We start from the raw sequence: 20454 nt of genomic DNA on the forward strand, positions 1-20454 counted from the left end.
TAACAACCTATGCTATTTTATTTCAGGATGAATTTAGGCAAGTGACACCTGGAAATCGTCAGTCAGGGACAAAACCCCTTCAGTGATGCTTTCCGGATGGGTGCTGAATCCTTTCAGTTTTGAAGTTTTTCCTTTTACAACAAGATCCATCAGCTGTTTATCAGAAAGTTTCTTTCCGAAGATCTCAAAGGTAATTTTAAAGCCGCAATTTTTGAAATCGGAACAGCCCACTGCTGTTTTTCCTTTGATCAGGTTGTGCTCCTTACATTTCGGGCACTTTGTTTCTTCCCAGGACTGAAGTTCTTTCTTCTGGGCGGGTTCTCTTTTTTTCTTTTCTTTCACCACTTCTTTTTCTTCCTCCTGAAGTGTGATGACTTTCCCTTTTCCGTCAACGACCTTTTTGGTAAGTTCAGTCACCATCTGGATCAGTTCTTCTTTGAAAAGGTTGGCTTCATACTCCCCTTTTTCAATCTTACGGAGTTTTGATTCCCATTCACCGGTAAGTTCCGGACTTTTCAGAAGCTCGTCTTCGATGGTATCGATCAGCTGAATTCCGGTTTGGGTAGCGATGAGGTTTTTTCTTTTCTTCTCAATATATTTTCTCTTGAAAAGGGTTTCGATAATATTTGCACGGGTAGACGGTCTTCCGATCCCGTTATTCTTCAGCAATTCCCTTAATTCTTCATCCTCTACCTGTTTTCCGGCAGTTTCCATCGCTCTAAGTAAGGTTGCTTCGGTATAAGGCTTGGGAGGAGTTGTTTTACCCTGGTGAATCATCGGATCATGTGGTCCTGTTTCACCTACAACAAACTCAGGAATGGTCTGTTCTTCCTCTTTTTCTTTTTCCTTATCAGCGGTTTCTTCTTTCGGTTCTTTTGAATAGACGGCTCTCCATCCCGGCTCAAGAACCTGTCTTCCGCTGGTTTTAAAAGGAATCGTCCCTACCTTTCCTTCCACCAAAGTATTGGAAATTTTACATTCCGGATAGAATACCGCAATAAAGCGTTTGGCAATCAGGTCATAGATCAGTTTTTCTTCCCTGCTCAGGTTTTGAGAAGGCGGAATTTCCGTGGGAATGATCGCATGGTGATCGGTCACTTTGGTATCATCAAAAACCGCTTTCGATTTTGGAATCGGTGCTTCCAGCAATGGGGCGATCAGATCCTGATAAGGATACATTTTTTTAAGAATACCCTCTATTTTCGGATATAAACTGTCGGATAGATAAGTTGTGTCAACACGCGGATAGGTTACATGTTTCTTTTCGTAAAGACTCTGTACATAGTTCAGCGTATTTTCTGCTGAATAGCCGTATTTTTTATTGGCTTCCACCTGAAGTCCGGTAAGATCAAAAAGTCGTGGATTTTTTTCTTTTCCTTCTTTAATTTCGAAAGAAACGATCTCAAATGGATTCACCTTAAGATATTCCAGCCCTTTTTCTGCACGTTCCAGGGTCTTTAAGCGGTCGATTGCTGCATTGAAAATAACGTCCCGGTATTTGGTTTTCAGTTCCCAGTATTCTTCTGTGGTAAAAGCATCAATTTCTTTCTGACGCTGAACCAGCATTGCCAATGTTGGGGTCTGTACCCTTCCTATAGACAGAACAGCTTTATTTCCTCCGAATTTTTTGGTAAAAAGTCTGGTTGCATTGATTCCCAGTAACCAGTCTCCGATTGCTCTTGCATTTCCTGCCAGATAAAGATTTTTGTAATCTTCTGCCGGTTTCAGACTTGCAAACCCTTCTTTGATGGCTTCTTCCGTCAATGAAGAGATCCATAAACGCTGAATAGGTTTATTGCATTTTGCTTTCTGCAATACCCAACGCTGGATCAATTCTCCCTCCTGCCCGGCATCCCCGCAGTTAATGACCTCATCACATTCTTCCACTAATTTTTCAATCACTTTAAACTGGGTTTCAACACCTTTATTCGGGATCAGTTTTATTCCAAAACTGCTGGGAATAATCGGTAGCAAAAACAGGTTCCAGGATTTGTACTGTGGACCATAGTCGTGAGGTTCCTTCAATGTGCAAAGGTGCCCGAACGTCCATGTCACGCAATAGCCGTTTCCTTCCATATAGCCCTGTTTAGGCGTGGTAGCACCTAACACTTTGGCGATATCTCTGGCAACACTCGGTTTTTCGGCAATACATAATTTCATGAACTCAGGGTTTATTGAAGGATTGCAAAAATCGGGATTTTTTTTGACTTTAGCTAATTTAGATCCGGAGTCTCTGACTGTCAAAGCTTTTGAAGTTCTTCCGAACCGGAAAGGTTTCAAAAAACAAAAAGACCAGCAGCTAAACTTTTCTATATTTTTTATTCGTGTGCTGTTGATATTCTCTACAATAAGCCAGTTTCCTTCTCATTTTTTCTGTATTAATAAAATTTAAAGTAAAAATAAACAACTGTAATACAGTATATTAAATACAAGTTATTAAAAAAAACAACAAAAGTCTATATTTTTACTAGACTAATAAAAATTTATGTTTTATATTTGCAACAGAATTTAGGAAAACAGAAAAAATGAAACCAAATTTTAAGAATAATACAATAGATAAACATATCATCAAAACAATGATGATGTACAATTGTATGCCTGTACATAAAGAATCCCGTGGTTGACCTTACTTTTATATGACATATTTTTAAAGGCCTTACCACGTGTAAGGTCTTTTTCATTTCAACAATTAACACATTAAAAAATTACAAAATGAGCAATTCTAAAAACAGATGGTTGGTTCCGTTGGCGTTTACCAACATTTATGTGATATGGGGAATTACGTTTTTAGCTATTTCATTTGGCTTGAAAGGGTTTCCGCCATTCATACTTTCGGGGTTAAGATTCCTGGTGGCAGGAATTCTGATGATAGGGTATCTTCTTTCAAAAGGAGAAAAAGCAAACGCTCTGATCAACTGGAAAAAAAATGCGATCACCGGAATTCTGATCCTTACCGGAGGAACGGGGCTTGTGGCATGGGGAGAACAGTATGTGACAGCTTCTGAAGCAGCTATTTCGATTGCTACCGGACCGTTCTGGTTTATTGCTATCGACAGAAAAAACTGGAAATATTATTTTTCAGATAAATTTATTCCGATCGGGCTGGTCATTGGATTTGTAGGCCTTATTTTATTTTTAAAAGGAAGCGTAGGGACACATGCAGCTCATGCAGCCGTTGACGGAAATCTCCGGATCACTGCATTTGTGGTTTTGGGATTAAGCTCTGTGGCATGGGTGCTTGGCTCCCTGTATTCTAAAAAAAATCCGGCTTCCCAATCTACTTTCATGAATATTGCCCAACAGCTTATTGTAGCAGGATCAGCCTCTTTCCTGATCGCTTTTTTCAGAAAAGAATGGGTGGGTTTCTCAGTTTCATCAGTTCCTTTATCTGCATGGTTGGGCGTTCTGTTTTTAATATTCTTTGGATCGATAGTCGCTTATTTGTCGTACATTTGGCTCTTGTCTGTGAAACCAGCCGCCCTGGTGAGCACCCATACCTACATCAACCCTATTGTAACGGTTATTGCAGGCTGGATTGTTGCCAATCAGAGCATCAACGGAGGTCAGCTTTACGGTTTAGTGATCATATTGCTGGGAGTACTTCTGACGAATGTCACCAAGTATTTCAGACTTTCAAAAAGGTCAAAGGTCAGATTAAGAAGAGTAAGAAGATTTTTTAACAGAACAGGCAAGCGATATCAGCCTATTTAAAAAGTATTACAACATCAGAATGATAGAAATCAGAAACATATCAAAAACGTTTCACCAGAAAAATCAATCCTTTAAGGCATTGGATAAGGTGAGTCTCAATATAGAAAAAGGAGATATTGTAGGGATCATAGGATTCTCCGGTGCAGGAAAAAGTACCCTGATCCGTACGGTCAATTTACTGGAAAGACCGGATGAGGGACAGATCATCATCAATGGTAAAGATTTTACGAAATTAAACTCCAGACAACTGGCTGAAGAACGTAAAAAAATAGGAATGATCTTCCAGCATTTCAATCTTCTTTCTTCGAGAACTGTTTTTGATAATGTAGCTCTTCCTCTGGAACTGGACCATACCGGCAAGGAGCAGATCAACAGAAAGGTCAATGAACTTCTGAAAATCGTAGGACTGGAAGAAAAAGCCAACGACTATCCCAGAAGTCTTTCGGGAGGACAGAAACAAAGGGTTGCCATTGCAAGAGCCCTGGCCAATGATCCTCACCTTCTGCTATGTGATGAAGCTACCAGTGCCCTTGATCCGGCTACAACGCAATCCATTTTACAACTTTTAAGGGATATCAATCAAAGACTGGGAATTACCATTCTTCTGATCACCCACGAAATGGAAGTCATCAAAACAGTCTGCAACCACGTAGCTGTTATCGACAAAGGAAAATTATTAACAAAAGGAACTTTAAGCGAAATTATTTCGGATAAAGAACACCCGGTGATCCGGCAATTTATAAATTCAGACATCATGACCCTGCCACAGGAACTCAATAACAGACTGCAGAAAGAACCGAAGGAAGGTTTATTTCCGCTGGTCGAAATAGAACTCAATGAAAACATCAGCGTTGAACAGATTCTGTCAACCTTATACAATCAATATAAAATCCCTTACAAACTTTTAAAGGCGGATGTAGAATATTTCGGGAATTCCAATTTCGGAAAACTGCTGTTGCAGCTTCAGGGAGAAGCGGAAGAAAACCAACAGGCGATCTATTATTTAAACCAGAACAAAATTCAAAATACAGTAAAAGGATATGCTTAGCGATACGGTAATTGCCCTTTTGGCAAAAGGAACCTGGGAAACCATTTATATGACATTTCTTTCCGGATTTTTTGGATTTGTCTTAGGACTTCCGGTTGGGATTATGCTGTTTTTAACAAGAAAAGGACAACTGCTTGAAAATGCCCTTTATCACAGGATTATATCTATTGTGGTGAATATTTTCCGAGCCATTCCTTTCATTATCCTGATCGTCTGGATGATTCCTTTTACCAGAGTGCTGGCAGGAACTTCCATTGGAGTGAATGCTGCATTGGTTCCGTTAAGTGTGGGCGCAGCGCCATTCATTGCAAGGCTGGTAGAGAACAGCCTTATTGAGGTTCCTCATGGACTGATCGAAACTGCAAGGGCACTGGGCGCCTCTCCGCTTCAAATCATCAGAAAAGTACTGCTTCCTGAAGCACTTCCTTCGCTGGTGAACAATGCCACTATTACTTTGATCACTTTGGTAGGATACTCTGCGATGGGCGGTGCTGTAGGTGCCGGAGGATTGGGCCAGGTAGGATATCAATACGGATACATCGGTTATGATATTGTGATTATGAATACAGTTTTGGTCTTACTTGTTCTTCTGGTATTTATCATTCAGTTTGCAGGAGACAGGATATCGAAAAGTTTTGATCACAGGTAGATGCGGACGAAGCAACTTGAGAATTGCAGATCTGGATACAAAGGGTTTACGGTAAAAAAAATTCAATGAAAAAAATAAAGATTTTAAGTTTAATAACGGCGGGATTACTGCTGTTCAATGCCTGTTCAGGAAGAAAAGATGATCCGAATTTTATCCGGGTGGGAATTACTTACGGTCCGGAGCAGGAAATTGCCGAAGTAGCGAAAAAAGTAGCAAAAGACCGATATAATCTGGAAGTGGAGCTCATTCCGTTCAATGATTATGTCGTTCCGAATGAAGCCTTAACGAATGGGGATATTGATGCGAATGCCTTTCAGCATATTCCGTATTTAACGGAGCAATCCAAACAGAGAGGCTATAATCTTGCCCCTGTGGGAAATACGTTCGTCTACCCTATCGTTGCCTATTCAAAAAAGATTAACAATATCAGCCAGCTGCAGGAAGGGAATACAATTGTCATTCCGAATGATCCTACCAACGGAGGACGTTCATTACTGCTTTTACAGAAAAACGGACTGATAAAGCTTAAAGCGGGAGTCGGATTGCTTCCTAAAGTAACGGATATTACAGAAAATCCAAAGCAGCTAAAAATCATGGAGATTGAAGGAGCACAGATACCGAGGGTACTGGATGACAGGGATGTTGTAGTAGGGATCATCAATAACAATTTTGCTGCCCAGGCCGGTTTAAATTCTGAAAAGCAGGGAGTGCTGAAAGAAGATAAAGATTCTCCTTATGTGAATGTGGTAGTGGCAAGACAGGATAACAAGAACAGCCAGAAAGTTAAAAACTTTGTAAAAGCCTATCAGTCACCGGAAGTAGAGAAGAAAGCGAAAGAAATCTTCAAAGGAGGTGCTGTGAAAGGATGGGAGTGATAGTAAATCGGGGTTGGAGAATTTTAAAGACCCGCTTAGAGAGTTTCTGAATGTGGAATACATGATGCGGAAGCAGAATTCTTTCAACTTTCTTGTTTATTACTTTTAACAGATATAAACTGTCAACGAAATGGAGACAGTTTTTTTGTCGGCAAATTTTTATTTTCTCAATTTGAGATAATAAAAAAATTTTCTTTACTTTTGTTTTTAATCAAATAGAAAGGCATTATGTTAAAGAAAACCGCCATTGTAAGTTTATTCACCTTTATTTCTGTTTCTTATATGGCTCAGAACAATCCTACTTTACCGGTTTATTTAGATGAATCAAAACCTGTAGAACAACGTATTCAGGATGCACTTTCCAGAATGACACTGGAAGAGAAGGTAGCAATGCTCCACGCACAATCCAAATTCAGTTCACCCGGAGTTCCAAGACTGGGAATTCCTGAATTCTGGACGACAGACGGCCCTCACGGGGTACGTCCGGAAGTAATGTGGGACGAATGGGACCAGGCAGGATGGACGAATGACTCCATCATCGCCTACCCTGCCCTGACGGCTTTATCCGCAACATGGAACAAAAAAATGTCATGGAATTATGGTAAAGCTTTGGGTGAGGAAGCCCGCTACAGAAAAAAAGACATCCTTCTGGGGCCCGGAGTGAATATCTACAGAACCCCGCTGAACGGAAGAAATTTTGAATACATGGGTGAAGATCCTTATCTGACCTCAAAAATGGTGGTGCCTTACATCAAAGGAGTACAATCAAACGGTGTAGCTACTTCCGTAAAACATTTTGCCCTCAACAATCAGGAAATGTTCCGCCACACCAGCAATGTGAATGTGGATGACAGAACTCTTTATGAAATTTATCTTCCCCCTTTCAAAGCGGCAGTAACCGAAGGTGACTCATGGACGATCATGGGCGCCTACGATATGTACAAAGGCCAGTATGCCAGCCAGAACCAGTACCTGTTGAATGATATCCTGAAGAAAGAATGGAATTATAAAGGCGTAGTGGTATCAGACTGGGGTGCCGTGAATAATACGGAACAAGCCATCCACAATGGGCTTGATCTTGAATTCGGTTCCTGGACCAACGGACTTTCTGCCGGAACTAAAAATGCCTACGACAACTACTATCTGGCAAAACCTTATCTCGATCTGATTAAAGCCGGAAAAGTAGGCACAACAGAGCTGGATGACAAAGTAACCAGACTTCTCCGTCTTGCTTATAAAACAACGATGAACCGCAATAAGCCTTTCGGGAACATCGCTTCTGAAGAGCATAAAGCAGTAGCCAAAGAAATCGGTGAAGAAGGAATTGTCTTGCTGAAAAACCAGGGAAACGTTCTTCCTATCGATATTAATAAAGCTAAAAAAATAGCAGTGATCGGCGAAAATGCCATCAAAATAATGACCGTAGGTGGCGGATCTTCTTCTTTAAAGGTAAAATATGAAACCCTTCCGTTAGATGGTATCAAATCAAGGTTTGGAAAACAGTCAGATGTACAGTATGCCCGTGGATACGTAGGAGATATCGGCGGAGAATATAACGGTGTAAAATCCGGACAGGACCTGAAAGACTCCCGCTCTGAAACCGAGCTATTAAACGAAGCGGTAGAACTTGCAAAAAAATCCGACTATGTTATTTTCGTAGGCGGACTAAACAAAGCTGACTTCCAGGACAGTGAAGGAAACGACAGAAAGAGTTATGGCCTTCCTTACAATCAGGACAACGTAATTTCTGCTCTTGCAAAAGCCAATAAAAACCTGGCTGTTGTTCTGGTATCCGGAAATGCCGTAGCCATGCCGTGGATCAAAGAAGTTCCTACTGTTATGCAGGCATGGTACCTTGGGTCGGAAGCAGGGAACTCCATTGCTTCTATCCTTGCAGGAGATACGAATCCTTCAGGAAAACTTCCGTTTACATTCCCGGTAAAGCTTGAAGATAATTCAGCCCATAAGCTTGGAGAATATCCGGGGCAGAAAGATGAGCTGGCCGCCGGAAAAGGAAAAGATCAGAAAAACCCGATCAATATTACCTATAATGAAGGAATATTGGTAGGCTACCGTTGGCATGACACTAAAAATATAAAACCTCTTTTCAGTTTCGGACACGGATTGAGCTATACCTCTTTTGAATTCGGGAAAGCAAAAGCTGATAAAACAACGATTTCCCAGGACGGTACCATTACATTTACAGTAAGCGTTAAAAATACCGGAAAGAAAGCCGGTGCAGAGGTTGCACAGCTTTACATCAGCGATGTAAAATCATCCGTTATGCGTCCTGCAAAAGAATTAAAAGGTTTTGAAAAAATATATTTAAATCCCGGTGAGCAGAAAGAAGTTACTTTCACCATTGACAAAACAGCATTAAGCTATTTCGATTCCAATAAGCACGACTGGGTAGCTGAACCGGGAGATTTTGAAGCACTGATCGGAAATTCCTCAGATGCGATTAAAACGAAAGTGAAATTTACCCTTCAATAACACTGAGAGTTGTGAGTATAAACTCTGTTTAATAATTATTTGATAGAATGCAAACAGGTTCCCGTGTGGAATCTGTTTTTTTATTATTCATGCAAATCAGGAAGAGTTTTTTATCTTATTTCTCTCGCAGATCTAGGAGATTACGCAGATTTTTTTTAACATTATCATCAGCGACAATCTGTAAAATCTGCGAGAGATTAAAATTAAAAAGCATCCATTTCCAGGAAGCCTATGCAGCTATGTGGTTAATAAAACAGAGTCATGATTTTTCTTCTATTTCTCTCGCAGATCTAGGAGATTACGCAGATTTTTTTAACATAATCATCTGCGATATCTGTAAAATTGCGAGAAATTAAAATTAAAAAGCATTCATTTTTAAGAAGCCTATACAGCGATGTGGTTAATAAAACAGGGTCATGATTTTTCTTCTATTTCTCTCGCAGATCTAGGAGATTACGCAGATTTTTTTAACATAATCATCTGCGACATCTGTAAAATCTGCGAGAGATTAAAATTAAAAAGCATCCATTTCCAAGAAACCTATGTAGCTACGTGGTTAATAAAACAGAGTCATGATCTTTCTTCTATTTCTCTCGCAGATCCGGGAGATTACGCAGATTTTTTTAACATAATCATCTGCGACATCTGTAAAATCTGCGAGAGATTAAAATTAAAAAGCATCCATTTCCAAGAAACCTATGTAGCTATGTGGTTAATAAAAAAGCAGGTCAAAAAATTGATCCTGCTTTCATTTTATCTAACAAATATTGAATTATTTTCCGCCACCGCCGTTTTTCTCCACGTCAGTTTTGGTATTTTCTTTGACTTTCTGGTTTCCGAAACGTTTTACAAAAGTAAGAGAAACTCCGTACCAGTCCCATTTCGAGTACTGTCTGAAGGTTCCGTCAGGGCTGTAAGTCGTATTATCGGCATAAGGTCTTTTGAAAATATTCATCAGCTGCATACTTAGCTCCATCTGGGCTTTAGGGAAAATTTTGGTCATAGAAATATTGTGGAACACATTCGTATTGTTGGCATAAGTATTCCCGTTATTCTGATTCGCAATTTCCATCCATACACTCAGGTTAATATTCTTGTTGAAAAGATTGGTGTAGGAAGCATTAAGAGATCCGCCCCAATAGTTGATATAATCTTTGGCTCCTAATTTATTCTTTTCATTAAAATCTTTATTATTGATATAGTACCAGCCAAATCCTACATTCACATTCAGCTTATTTTTCAGAAAATTCTGGTTGGTATTGGCAAAAAGATAATACTTTTCTACCTTCCCGTCGAAGTTACCCGGCAGGGAAACAGTTCTTCCGTTTTCCGATACATAGGTAGTCCAGTAATCCTGGTTGGTGTGCATGTATCTTACGGAAAGGAAGTACTTTTTCAAAATTCCGAATTTCAGGTAAAGACGGTCATTAGGATTGGGATTCAGGTATAAATTTCCTCTGGAATAGGTCCCGTTGATTTCAGGAACAAGGAAAGGGTTGAATTCCTCATACCACGGTCTCCAGATACTTCGGTTATAGGTAAGACTCACGTCGTACTTCTCTGAAAAGTTGTATTTCAGCAATAGATTGGGAAGGAAGCTGCCATAGGAATCTCTCCGTTCGGTGCCTGCCACATCCTGTCTTACTTTATAGTCGATGTACTCATATCGAAGCCCTACTCTTGCTTCCAGTTTCTTGAAAAACGTTTTGCTGTAGTTCGCATATAAAGAGCTCAGATTATCTTCATAATGGAAGGTGTCATTTCTGAACAGGCTGTAAAACTCTGAACCGGGATCGTTTAAACTGAATCCGTAAAGGTTGTTCGGAATGACATGATTATTAAAATCCATTTTACCTCCTACTTCAAAAGTTCCGCCGGATTTACCCAGCGGCTGCGTATAGTCTACTTTCAGGTAATAATTATGCATTTCGTTTCTGTTGATAATTCCCAGCTCCTGGTTTTTAGCTCCTTGCTTATTAATCAGATTATCATTATTATAACTTGAATAATTTGTTCCGATATTGATGTCCAGAATTTTACTCTTTTCTTTATCATAATACTTATAAAAAGCATTTGTTCCTAAATTACGGCTGAATCCCCAGGTATTCTGGAGCTGGCGGTAAGCGTCATCCAGCATGCCGTTCGTTGACTGCGTTCCGTTTGATTCTGCAAAAGATAAGCTTCTGTTCTGGGAGTATTCCAGCACAATTCCGATATTGTTCTTCTCATTGATCTCAAATTCTGAAGTAGAGGAAAGGGAAGGACTTTCATTTTTCATCTCATTATGCATGCTGAGCTGGGTGACCCTGTTATTTTCATAGCGGGTGTCTGTGGTTTCATTCTTTTGCACATAATACCCGTCACTGTAACTTCCAATAAACGTCTGGGTAAATTTTTTCTTATGGTAATTCAGGTTAAAATTGGTGTATTGTGAGTTTTTGGTACTTTGTCTGTTATTCAGGGAAATACTGCCTTTTAATCCTTCATCATCTCTTTTTTTCAATACGATATTGATCACAGATCCGGAAGTTTCATAGCGTGAAGACGGGCTGGTGATCACTTCAATCTTCATCAGGTTATCTGCAGGAATGGTTTTCAGGTATTCTTTCAGCTCTTTTCCTGTAAAAACAGATTTCCTGTCGTTGATGTATACAGTAACCGTCTGCCCTTCCGCTTTTACGGCGTCATTATTATCAATGCTCACCAGCGGGGTCATTCTGAGAACATCCCAGGTGGTATTACCAGCCACAATAGAACTATTGGCTACATTAAAAACGGTTCTGTCTACTTTAGATTCTACGGTAGGCTTTCTTGCAACAAGAGTTACCCCTTCTATCTCCTTTGCATTGGTCTTTACGGTATCTTTCGCAGCCTGTGTCTGGGCGAAAGCTAAAGAACCCGTTACGATTGCTATGGGAAATAAGATTATTTTCATGTGAAATTATAGTTTTTTTTCTATAAGACCACTCATAGGGTACATTTGTTACATAAAGCTGTAAAAAAATTTAAAATAAATATTTAGGGTTCAGCAAGATAGCACCTCAACAATTAACCATAAATCCAATAACAGGAAAATATAGCAACAAAACATCCATTTCTGAAATATTTCAACAATAAATCAATTCAAAACAAATAATATCCGCAATTTCAATTTATTTAAAGAAAACAGAGATTGTGACAGGTTACAAAAAAAGCCCGGATCTCACCCGGGCCGCTAGCAATAGCAAATTTACAAGGATTAAAATTAAAAAATATGCTAGTTTAAAGTTTCAAAATAATGGATAACCCCTACTTCAGGCAGGTGGTGCTGACCATTGTTACATTCAGGTTCCTGATTCTTACTGTTTTCCAGAAAAGAATTACTGTAAAGGGCATAGGAAGGCTGTTCTGCCACACCGTTTTTCAAAAGCTGGTGAGCTTCCACAATCGTTTTTCCATATAGTTTTCTGAAATTCCCGATGTTATACTGTGAAAAGGATCCATAATGAACAATAAATTTGAGGGACAGGTCAATGGTGGTGCTTAAGCTCTTACTGAGCTCTTCAATCTTTCTGTTGAAAGCACTTCTCATGTTCCAGAGCATCTTTGAGATGCTTTTGTAAGACGGGCTTTCATCATAACGGTAAAATAAAATGGCATCTCCCTCAATCTCGGAAATCTCGAAATACTGATCATTCACATCAATCAGGGTAGACAGCAGCTGCCTTACGATATATTCCCCGGTGTACAGTTTTGTATTGAACACAAATTCGGTAAATCCGCTGAAATCCGGAATAAGAATGATCCCCTCTTGTATATTTGTCTTCATAGTAATATGGATTTAAAAACCTGCTTCATCATGAAAGACGAAGCAGATTCAATTTTACTTTATTGCCATCCGCCGCCTACAGAACGGTACAGGGCTGTTATAGCATTCAGTCTTTGGGCTTTCAGGGAGGCCAGTTCCAGCTCTGCCTGGAGTTTATTGGTCTGAGCTATAATAACTTCCACATAAGTTACTGAGTTATATTTAAATAAAAGATCAGCTTTCTGTACAGCTTCACCGGATTTCACGGCCAGTCCTTCAGCAATTTTCTGCTGTTCTTCCAGCTTCTGGATCTGCACCAGTGCATCAGATACTTCCCCCACGGCTTTTAAAACAGATTGTTTAAAACCGATTTCAGCCTGATCAGCAAGTACTTTAGACTGTTCGTACTGTGTTTTCAGCTGTTTCCCGTTCAGAATAGGCTGTGCAATAGCGCCGGCAGCCATCCCGAAAAGAGATCCGGGAATACTGAACCATTTGCTGATCTGGAAAGCATTTACCCCACCCTGTGCCGTAATATTCAATGAAGGATACATATTTACTTTTGCTATATGGATCGCTGCGGCACTTTTTCTTACTTCAAGTTCTGCCGTTTTGATATCCGGTCTGTAGCTCAGCAATTCTGAAGGAATACCTGTTCCTATCTGATCCGGAGACTGCACATTATCCAGACCCGCATTTCTTTCAATCTTCCCGGGCATGGAACCGGTCAGCAGGCTCAAAGCATTTTCCTGAGTGGCAACCGAACTTTCAATTGCCGGAATTGTTTTCAGAATCTGATCCTTCACAATTTCCTGCTGCTGTACCGCCAGAGCAGTTGTCAATCCCAGTTCCTGTTGTTTTGTCAGAAATTTCAGGGTGTTATCAGCGTAGATTAAATTGGATTTTGTAATCTCCAGCTGTGTGTCCAGCATCAGCAGGTTATAATACCCTTGCACAACTGCAGCCACCAACTGGGTTTTTACCGCCTTTGCCGCTTCCTGGGTTTTAAGATAATCGGCCAGGGCCTGCTCTTTCCTTCCTCTGATCTTTCCCCAGATATCCGCTTCCCACGAAATATTGACAGACGCTGTATAATCTTCCATATACCTCTTTCCCATAAACTGGCCGGCCATCATTCCGTTCATACTGTTATCCGACGGGCGGCTGATATTGGCATTGGCGGCAGCATTGATGACGGGAACATTTCCCCATTTACTCTGGGTATAGGCCAGAGAGGCAAATTCTATCTGTTTCAAAGCCACCAGAAGATCATTGTTCTGCACCATGGCTTTATCGATCAGACCTACCAGAACCGGATCTTTGAAAAAGTCTTTATAACTGATCTTTGCAATATTTTCATGAGGATCCGCAACAATACTGTCGCCTCTGAAGGCTTCAGGCATTTTCACTTCAGGCTGTTCATATTTCTGAACTTTACACGAAATAGCCGTTCCTGAAATGAATGCGATATATGCTATATTTTTAATTTTCATTTTTAAAGTCATTTGAATTAATATTCCCAGTCCGCATCCGTTACTACCCTTCCGTTGATTCTTTCATGTAAAGCCTGGAACACCACAAAGAGAACCGGAACCACAAAAATCCCCAGGATCGTTCCGAAAAGCATTCCTGAAATAGCTGCATATCCGATAGAATGGTTACCCAACGCTGACGGACCTACTACAAATATCAACGGAATCAGCCCGGTAATAAAGGCCAGAGAGGTCATCAGAATAGGACGCAAACGTGCTTTCGCACCTTCCACGGCAGAAGCAATAAGACTTTTCCCCGCCCTGCGTCTCTGGATGGCAAACTCCACGATCAGAATACCGTTCTTCGCCAGTAATCCGATCAGCATCACCAAAGCAATCTGTACATAAATATTATTGGAGAGATCGGCAAATGTAATCCCGACAAACACTCCCGACAAACCTACCGGAATGGCGATCAATACAGCCAAAGGAAGGATATAGCTTTCATATTGCGCAGACAGCAGGAAGAATACAAACACGATACAAAGCCCGAAGATCATCACTGACTGAGAGCTGGAACCTGCCTCTTCACGGCTCATTCCTTTATAATCAAAGGTATATCCCGGAGGAAGTACCTGCTTGCTTACTTCTTCAACGGCAGCCATCGCCTGTCCCGTACTGTATCCCGGAGCAGCCATTACGGTCAAGTTGGATGAATTGAACAGATTAAAACGGTCTACCACCTCGGCACCGGTAACCTGCTTTAAACTTACCAGTGTATTGACGGGCACCATTTGTCCTAAATTATTTTTCACGAAAATTCCGTTCAGAGATTCTTTATCCTGCCTTGCCTCCGGAGTAGATTGTACAAGTACCCTGTAATATTTTCCGAACCTGTTGAAATCCGAAGCCTGAATACTTCCGTAATATCCCTGCATCACACCCAAAACATCTGAAACATTTACCCCCAGCTGGGCAGATTTCACTTCATCTACAAGCACTTCAAACTGCGGATATGTAACATCAAACGTAGTAAATGCCACCGCCACTTCAGGTCTCTGCATCAGTGCTCCCATCATTCCGTAGGAAATATTTCCCAGATTCTGAAGCTCTCCGTTTGTACGGTCCTGAAGCACCAGTTCCATTCCGCTTGTATTTCCGAAACCGTCTACCGTTGGCGTATTAATTACCAGGAAATTCGCTCTTTTATCCTGGGAAAGCATTCCCTGGGTCTGGCCGATGATCTCATTAATATTGTTCACGGCCCCTCTTTCACCTGATTTTTTTAATTTAACAAAAATAGAAGCTGCCGAAGATGACATAGACCCGCTGAAGAGGTTTAATCCGTCCACAGAAATCACTTTCTCTACTGCAGGATTCTTCATCAGCAGATCTTCCGTGTCGGAAACTACTTTTGAAGTTCTGTCCTTGGAGGCTCCCGGAGCCAGATTGGCTGTTACAATAATGAAACTCTGGTCTTCATCGGGAATAAATCCTTTAGGGGTGGTCATCGACATCCAAGCAAACAATCCTCCGAATGCCACAATGATCACCAGCGCTATCCATTTTCTTTTTAAAAGGAATAATACTGCTTTTCCATAACGGAAGGTCAGTTTATTAAAGCTTGCGTTAAATCCGGCGAAGAAACGATCCTTAAAATTCATTTTTTCATGAGTCCCCCCATGATGCTGTTTCAGGAACAAAGCACATAATGCAGGACTCAGTGTCAATGCATTGATCGCTGAAATAACAATGGCAATGGCCAGCGTAAGGGCAAACTGCTGATAAAACAGACCTGTAGAACCGCTCATAAATGCTACGGGAACAAAGACCGCAGACATGATCAGCGTAATAGAAACAATAGCTCCCGTAATCTCGCTCATGGCAGACATGGTAGCGGCTCTAGGATTCAGTTTTTTGTGTTCCATTTTAGCGTGCACGGCTTCTACCACCACAATCGCATCATCTACAACGATACCAATGGCCAGTACAAGTGCAAACAACGTCAGAATATTGATAGAGAACCCGAAGACCTTCATAAAGAAGAAGGTTCCTACGATAGATACCGGAACTGCAATTGCCGGAATCAGCGTTGAACGGAAATCCTGCAGGAAAATATACACTACAATAAATACGAGTATAAATGCTTCTATCAATGTATGAATTACCTGCTCAATTGACTGGTCCAGTGCTTCTTTTGTGGCATAGGGAATTTCATAATCCATTCCGGCCGGGAAGGATTTTTCGAGTTCTTTCATTCTTTCCTGAAGGGCAATCTGTACTTCATTGGCGTTTGATCCCGCCATCTGGAAGATCGCCATCGTTACGGAAGGTTTTTTATTAAAATTGGAAGAAACCGTATAGCTGTAAGCTCCGAACTCTACCCGGGCAATATCTTTTAATTTCAAAACAGAGCCATCGCTCAAAGCTTTGACGGTAATATTCTCATACTGTTGAGGTTCGGTGAATTTCCCTTTGTAACGGAGCACATATTCCATCACTTCCTTACTTCTTTCTCCCAATCTTCCCGGAGCCGCTTCAAGATTCTGGGTCTGGATGGCACGGGAAACATCAGACGGAGTAAGATTATATGAGGTCAGTTTATTCGGATCAAGCCATATACGCATAGAGTAATCTTTATTACCATATACCATGGCATCTCCCACTCCTTTTACCCTTTTGAGTTCCGGCACGATATTGATCTTTGCATAGTTTTCAAGGAAAAGATCGTCCATTGAGCCGTCTTTACTCGTCAGGGAAACCATTGCAATCATACTGTTCTGTCTTTTTACCGTCGTAATTCCGGCCTGGATTACCTCAGCAGGAAGCTGGTTTGTCACCTGCGCTACCCTGTTCTGAACGTTAATCGCTGCCTGGTCCGGATCCGTTCCCAGCTTAAAGATAACAGTGATACTCAGCGTTCCGTCATTACTTGCTGTAGAGGTAATATAATCCATATTTTCTACGCCATTGATCGCATTTTCCAGCGGCGGAGCTACCGATCTGGCAATGGTCTCTGCATTGGCTCCAGGATAGGCAGCAGTTACCATAACGGTAGGCGGTGCAATATCCGGAAATTTGGTAATCGGAAGGCTTACCATCCCTACAATCCCCAGAATAACAAGCAATACGGAAATAACCGTTGCCAGTACGGGTCTTTTTATAATTTTCTTTAACATGATTTCTTCTTACGATTTTTTCTGTTGAGCATTTTTCTTTTGTGCCACTACAGGAGTTCCCGGCTGCAATCTGTCGAAACCGCTGACAATGTATTCGTCACCGGCCTTAAGCCCTTTGGATACAATAAAATGATCACCTGCTTTGCCATCTACTTCTATCGGTAGCATCGCAGCTTTTCCTCCTTGAACAGAAAACACAAAGACCTTATCCTGAATGGTTCTGGTAGAAGCCACAGGAAGTAAAACAACATTGCTGTAAAACTGATCCAGTATTACTTTACCGGTATTTCCGCTTCTCAGTATATTCTTCGGATTGTTGAATTTTGCTCTTAACGTAATGGATCCGGTGGTTTTATTAAATTGTCCTTCCACCGCATCTATTCTGCCTTTCTCATCATACTTTTCTCCGCCTGAAAGCAGAAGGGAAACCGCAGGGGTATTTTTGATCACCTCATCAATGCTGCTTCCTGTATATTGTTTTTGGAAATTATTAAAATCATTTTCACTCAGGCTGAAGTAAGTATACACCTGATGGATGTCTGACAGTAATGTGATCGGCTCCTGATTGCCCGGCGTCATCAGACTTCCCAGACGGTAATTGAATCTGCCTATAAATCCGCTTACGGGAGCCTTGATGGTGGAAAAATTAAGATTGATCTTTGCCGATTCAATGGATGAAGCCGACTGGCTTACCGCTCCTCTCGCAGCATTATAAGCAGCTTCCGCTTCTTTCACCTGAATTTCTGAAACCATTTTATTTCTGAACAGTTCTTTCTTTCTCTCAAGATCAATTTTAGCGGTTGAAAGGTTAGCCTGAGCGGTAATCAGAGCTGCCTGAGCACTTTTCAGCTGCTCCCGGAAGACCTGGTCTTCAATTTTAAACAGGACCTGCCCTGCTCTTACAAAATCTCCTTCATCTACAAAAATTCTGCTTAAATAGCCTGTTACCTGAGGTCTGATCTCCACATTGGAAATCCCTTCTACTGATGCGGCATATTCTCTGGAAACAGAAGCGTCACCCTGCTTCACTGTTGCTACAGGAAGTTCCGGTGCCTGCTGTTGATAAGACTGGTCTTGATTTTTTTTCCCACACCCCGCTACAACGATCAGCGAGAGGAAAAGTATGGTTGATTTCTGAATAAAAAATCTTTGCATAACAATATTCCTTTTTAAATTTCCGCACAAAATTCGAACGAAAAAAAGTGAATAGAATTATTCGAAAAACTCCTTGTTTTGTCAGAAAGACTCCTAATTTAAAAAAACATGAGAAATATCATTTATAGAAGAAATAAATGATAATATTCGGTATTTTAAATCACATTTATTACAAAATTTAGCAAAAAGACGTCAAAACACATACCTTCCTCATTATCAATACAAATCATCTTTTCTGTATTCTAAAGGCGATCTGCCTGTATGTTTTTTAAAGAATTTACTGAAAGACGCCTGATCTGAAAACTTCAGCTGTGCCGCTACTTCATTCACATTCAGATTCGGATTTCTGAGCAACAGCCTGGCTTCTACCGCCAACACCTGATGAATAACATCCCTTGGTGACTTAAATGTGGTCTTATTGATGACCTTTGTAAGATATTTACGACTGATAAACAGCTTATCTGCGTAGAACTGAACGTTATGCTCTTCTTTGAAATGCTCCTGTACAAGCTTGAAAAAACTGGTTGTAAGCTCATCTTCCCTATGGGTAACCAGATGAGGTTTTTCAATTTTTTTGAAGTAGTTATCAATTTCATAGATCACCAGTGAGAAGTGATGCCAGATCATTTCATTAAAATAATAATTGTCTTTCTCTTTGTTGTTGAGCGCCTTCAGTTCATCCAGATGAAAATCCATTCTCCTGTACAGATCAGGTTCATTCCTTACAATATGCGCAGGGTCTGATGAAAGACTCTTCAGAACATTATTCGATTTGTAATTAAAACCTGCATCGGAAATAAAATCAACGGAAAAGAAAATGTATTTCGCATGATAATCATCTGCGATATGATCTACCCAGAACGTTTCAGCGATGGGACAAAAAACGATATCTCCTTTGGATACCTGATAACCTCTGTCATCCAGCCTGAAACTCACACTCCCCTTCTGAACCATAAAAATGCAGAAATAATCTGAACGGTAAGGAATATTCGGTTTTATAATATAGCTGGCCCTGTCGATTTCCATGACCACAAATTCCTGAATCCTGAGATCAAATTCAACCTGGGAAAGAACTTCATCAAAAGCCAGCTGCGAAACAAAATCGGATTCCTGTTGGATTTTTTTAGACATGAAACAAAATTATAAGACGAAGGTAATAAATAGTTCCCAAAAAGTGAACAGGTAAAGACTTGCCTTTAGCCCGCTACAAGACAACTTCCACAATCAGCTCTTTTTCATACCCATTGTATTTCTCATCTATATACCCATGAGGATTACAGATCACCTCTGTTTCTCCAATGGTATACCTGCAAGGCGTATGAATATGCCCGTGAATCCAGTACAAAGGTTGATATTCCGTTATTATCTCCTCAAGATCGGATGCGTAAGCAGCTGTTAACGGGTCTTCTTTGTAAAGTTCCGGGACAGATTTTATACTGGGTGCATGATGGGTAACAACAATATTTTTCAATGCTCCCGAATTTTCAAGACTTCCTTTTAACCATTGCTTGGAAAACTGGTGAATCTTAAAAGTATCCATTGTTCTCAATTTGGAATAGGAAGGATCACGCCTGATCATTTTGTAATCATTCATTTTAGGCTGACAGAGCATTCCATACTGAACGGGATTTCCAAAGATTGAAAAATCAGTCCATAAAGTAGCTCCGTGAAAACGGACTCCATCAATGTCTGCAAATGAATTTTCCAGGACAAAAACATTGGATCCCCGGGCATTTTCTTTGATTTTATTGAGTGTTTTCGGATATGAACCTTTATAATATTCATGATTCCCAAGTACATACAGTACCGGCTTGTCAGGGATTGCACTTTTGATCCAATCAATACCTTTCGTTCCAAGGTTGACATCTCCCGCCAGAACAACAATATCCGCATTATCAAAACATAATTCCGTACTTCCGAATTCCCGGTGAAGATCACTGATGATTTGTATTTTCATGATGAATAAGAGAAAACAAAGGTACTGATTAAAGAGAAAGAGAGAATAACGAATTTACCGATATGTCTTCATAAAAAAAGAACCGACACTTAAAGCACCGATTCTTTCCTCATATAGTTTGTGTAATT

Annotated in this window: 13 protein-coding genes; 5 read left to right on the forward strand and 8 right to left on the reverse strand. The window is 40.5% G+C overall.

The genetic code is table 11. The features are described 5' to 3' along the window. Window positions 1-33: 33 nt before the first annotated feature. The gene (locus BBI00_RS09775; protein WP_065398588.1) at window positions 34-2160 is read right to left on the reverse strand and encodes a type IA DNA topoisomerase; all 2127 of its coding nucleotides are present in this window, start codon (window positions 2158-2160) and stop codon (window positions 34-36) included. 552 nt (window positions 2161-2712) lie between these two features. On the opposite strand from BBI00_RS09775, the gene BBI00_RS09785 reads away from it, so the two are divergent. From BBI00_RS09785 to BBI00_RS09805, 5 genes are all read left to right on the forward strand, one after another. After that, window positions 2713-3711, forward strand: coding sequence for an EamA family transporter (locus BBI00_RS09785; RefSeq protein ID WP_065398590.1), 999 nt, complete (start codon window positions 2713-2715; stop codon window positions 3709-3711). 19 nt (window positions 3712-3730) lie between these two features. Further along, window positions 3731-4759 (forward strand): methionine ABC transporter ATP-binding protein, encoded by a 1029-nt coding sequence (locus BBI00_RS09790; protein WP_065398591.1) that lies wholly within the window; start codon window positions 3731-3733, stop codon window positions 4757-4759. Continuing rightward, complete coding sequence (gene metI, locus BBI00_RS09795; RefSeq protein ID WP_065398592.1) at window positions 4752-5408, forward strand: methionine ABC transporter permease MetI; 657 nt, start codon at window positions 4752-4754, stop codon at window positions 5406-5408. Before BBI00_RS09790 ends, metI begins: the two co-directional genes overlap by 8 nt. Before the next feature lie 65 nt (window positions 5409-5473). Next, complete coding sequence (metQ, locus tag BBI00_RS09800) at window positions 5474-6283, forward strand: methionine ABC transporter substrate-binding lipoprotein MetQ (protein WP_065399696.1); 810 nt, start codon at window positions 5474-5476, stop codon at window positions 6281-6283. A 282-nt stretch (window positions 6284-6565) separates the two neighbouring features. Next, entirely contained in the window at window positions 6566-8776 is a 2211-nt protein-coding gene (locus tag BBI00_RS09805; protein ID WP_394363636.1) for a glycoside hydrolase family 3 C-terminal domain-containing protein, read from the forward strand. A gap of 772 nt (window positions 8777-9548) precedes the next feature. On the opposite strand, the gene BBI00_RS09810 is transcribed toward BBI00_RS09805, so the two are convergent. The 7 genes from BBI00_RS09810 to BBI00_RS09840 form a co-directional block, all read right to left on the reverse strand. Beyond that, window positions 9549-11711 (reverse strand): outer membrane beta-barrel family protein, encoded by a 2163-nt coding sequence (locus BBI00_RS09810; RefSeq protein WP_065398594.1) that lies wholly within the window; start codon window positions 11709-11711, stop codon window positions 9549-9551. 321 nt (window positions 11712-12032) lie between these two features. After that, entirely contained in the window at window positions 12033-12584 is a 552-nt protein-coding gene (locus BBI00_RS09815) for a DUF2652 domain-containing protein (protein ID WP_065398595.1), read from the reverse strand. Window positions 12585-12643: 59 nt separating this feature from the next. Next, on the reverse strand, window positions 12644-14056 hold the full coding sequence (locus BBI00_RS09820; RefSeq protein WP_228394745.1) for an efflux transporter outer membrane subunit: 1413 nt from the start codon (window positions 14054-14056) through the stop codon (window positions 12644-12646). A gap of 17 nt (window positions 14057-14073) precedes the next feature. Beyond that, window positions 14074-17214 (reverse strand): efflux RND transporter permease subunit, encoded by a 3141-nt coding sequence (locus tag BBI00_RS09825; RefSeq protein ID WP_065398597.1) that lies wholly within the window; start codon window positions 17212-17214, stop codon window positions 14074-14076. 9 nt (window positions 17215-17223) lie between these two features. After that, window positions 17224-18369, reverse strand: coding sequence for an efflux RND transporter periplasmic adaptor subunit (locus BBI00_RS09830; RefSeq protein ID WP_065398598.1), 1146 nt, complete (start codon window positions 18367-18369; stop codon window positions 17224-17226). A gap of 216 nt (window positions 18370-18585) precedes the next feature. Continuing rightward, a complete protein-coding gene (locus tag BBI00_RS09835) occupies window positions 18586-19500 on the reverse strand; it encodes a helix-turn-helix domain-containing protein (RefSeq protein ID WP_065398599.1) in 915 nt (304 codons plus the stop codon). 73 nt (window positions 19501-19573) lie between these two features. Beyond that, window positions 19574-20326: a metallophosphoesterase gene (locus BBI00_RS09840; protein WP_065398600.1), complete on the reverse strand. Its 753-nt coding sequence runs from the start codon at window positions 20324-20326 to the stop codon at window positions 19574-19576. Window positions 20327-20454: the final 128 nt, after the last annotated feature.

The organism is Chryseobacterium arthrosphaerae (assembly GCF_001684965.1).
Taxonomy (GTDB): Bacteria; Bacteroidota; Bacteroidia; order Flavobacteriales; family Weeksellaceae; genus Chryseobacterium; species Chryseobacterium arthrosphaerae.